Origin of the sequence: Pseudoflavonifractor sp. 60 (assembly GCF_009911645.1) — a bacterium.
In the GTDB taxonomy this organism is placed as follows: Bacteria; Bacillota; Clostridia; order Oscillospirales; family Oscillospiraceae; genus Lawsonibacter.
In genome coordinates this window covers 1-2,351 of record NZ_QWKI01000322.1, presented here as the reverse complement: position 1 = coordinate 2,351, position 2,351 = coordinate 1, and the positions used below count along the sequence as shown (strand labels likewise).

2 protein-coding genes are annotated in these 2,351 nt (G+C 64.4%); both read right to left on the bottom strand.

What is annotated here, in order from left to right; all coding sequences use genetic code 11:
* Positions 1–73: 73 nt before the first annotated feature.
* Positions 74–1,276 (bottom strand): hypothetical protein, encoded by a 1,203-nt coding sequence (locus D1646_RS22145; protein WP_160638493.1) that lies wholly within the window; start codon positions 1,274–1,276, stop codon positions 74–76.
* Positions 1,273–2,208 (bottom strand): hypothetical protein, encoded by a 936-nt coding sequence (locus tag D1646_RS22140; RefSeq protein ID WP_160638492.1) that lies wholly within the window; start codon positions 2,206–2,208, stop codon positions 1,273–1,275. Before D1646_RS22140 ends, D1646_RS22145 begins: the two co-directional genes overlap by 4 nt.
* Positions 2,209–2,351 lie beyond the last annotated feature (143 nt).

Genomic DNA, 2,351 nt, shown 5'->3' with positions numbered 1-2,351 from the left:
CGTTTCCTCTGCTGAGGCTATGGTTATAATTTCTCATTTCCACACGCTGCTCAAACGCTTATGAATACAGCTTCTAATGCGCCTTCATGCCTGTGCTTGTGGTGGTGGCGTCCTTCTGCGGGACCTTCTCGCCGAGGCTGTGGCCCAGAGCGGGCTCCAGCTCCTGACGGCACACGGTGCAGGTCTGGGGCTCGGTACAGGTCGCCTCCGGGCCGGGGGTGTGGCCCAGGGCGGGCTCCAGCTCCTGACGGCACACGGCGCAGGTCTGCGGCTCGGTGCAGGTCGCCTCCGGACCGGGGGTGTGGCCCAGAGCGGGCTCCAGCTCCTGACGGCACACGGTGCAGGTCCGCGGCTCGGTGCAGGTCGCCGCCGGACCGGGGGTGTGGCCCGGGGCCTTGAGCGTATAGCCGCATTCGACGCAGATCTGCGGCCTGGTGCAGGTCGCCGCCGGGCCGGGGACGTGGGCGGACCTGTTGAACTTGTGGTTTTCGGCGCAGCCCTCCACATCGCAGGGATACCAGTGGCCGTCGGCGCCGCCGCGCCACTCTCCCGCTTTCCCGCTGTGTATTACCACGTCCTCGGGCGGCCGTCCATCGAATTCGCCGTCGTTGACAATTATGCCGTTTCCAATAATTTTACCCTTGTTGGTCAGCTTCACGCCCCTGCTGATCACCAGGGTCTGGCCCGCCTCGATCTCCAGCGTCTTGCCGGCCAGGATGGTCGCGTCGGTGGTGAGGCTGACCGGGCTTTTGTAGATTTTTCCGTAATCCCCCACGAAAATCACGCCGCTCCACTGCGCTTTCTTTTCCTCTTCGCTATCCGAAATGCTGGACGCCGTGATAAAGGCGTTGCCGTTTGCGGCAAACGTACCTTTGTCCTCGCCGCTGTCCTCGCCGCTGTAGCCTTTGCCGTCGCCGATGCCCGCGCCGCCGCTGTTGCTGGAGGCCGTCACCGTGCCGCCGCTGATGGCGATCTCGTCGCCGCCACCTCTGGCGCCGCCTCCGATGCCCGCGCCGTCGCCCTTGCTGGTGGCCGTCACATCCGCATTTCCGCTGATGGAGGTCTGGCCGCCGGAGCCGCCGTATGCGCCGCCTCCGATGCCTGCGCCGTTGTTGCCGGTCGCCTTTACTATGCCGCCGCTGATGGCGATCTCGCCTCCGCCGCCGCCGTCGTTGCTGGAGGCCGTCACCGTGCCGCCGGTGATCTTGATCGTGCCGCCGTCACTCGCCCGGCCGCCTCCGATGCCCGCGCCGTCGCCATTGCTGGTTGCCGTCACATCCGCATTTCCGCTGATGAGGATCGTGCCGCCGTCACCCCCCAGCCGCCTCCGATGCCCGCGCCGCCGTTGCTGAAGGCCCCCACCGTGCCGCCGGTGATGGTGATCTGGCCGCCGTCGTGGCTGTCGCTGCCGCCGATACCCGCGCCCTTGCCCCAGCTGTTCGCCGTCACCGTGCCGCCGGTGATCTTGATCGTGCTGCCGTCACCCCCCCAGCCGCCTCCGATGCCCGCGCCGCCGCCGTTGCTGGAGGCCGTCACCGTGCCGCCGTTGATGATGACCTCGCCGCCTTTGCCTCTGTGGCTGCCGCCGATACCCGCACCGATCCAGCTGTCTGCCGCGACTGTGCCGCCAAGGATGTTGACGGAGCCACCTGCTTTTTCACTGTATCCGCCGATACCCGCGCCCATGCGGCCGGTCGCGGTCACTTTACCGCCGTGGATGGCAACCGCGCTGCCCGCGTTGACTTCTATCCCCGCGTCGTTGGAGTTGCTGTGTTCGCTTTGTTTGTTGTATTGTGCCGTCAGCTCGCCCATATCTGTACCCTCCGATTGGGCGTAGATGGAAAGGCTGCTGTTATCGCTCAGCTTGATGCTGAGAACCTCAAGAGAGCATCCGTCTGCGAGGATCAAGTGGACCGCGCCAGTGACGGCGATGCTCCCGTCTTTGGAAACGCCGCTGGTACGCACGATGTACCAGCCGTTGGTGGTATTGCCGTTCAACTCCAGAGTCTCCACATTCTTTTCGTCGATTGTCGTAATATCCTCGGGGATATCCGGGGTGCTCTTCACCAGCTTGCTCCCGTCCCAGGTCCAAACGATGTAGGTCTCTGCCGCACCATCTTCCTCCTCCGCCACCGCCGGCGCGCACAGCGAGACGAGCATCGCCCCGCACAGCACCAGGCTGAACAACCGTTGTTTCCATTTCCTCATGATTTCCTCCTGTCCGGCAAAGAGGGAATTTTGCCCCGCAGGGTCCCCTGCGGGGCAAGGGGGCTACCCCCTTGCCGATTTCTTTCTTGTCCCGGCTGACCGGGCATGATATTACGTATGCACCATAGCAAAAATTTCGGATT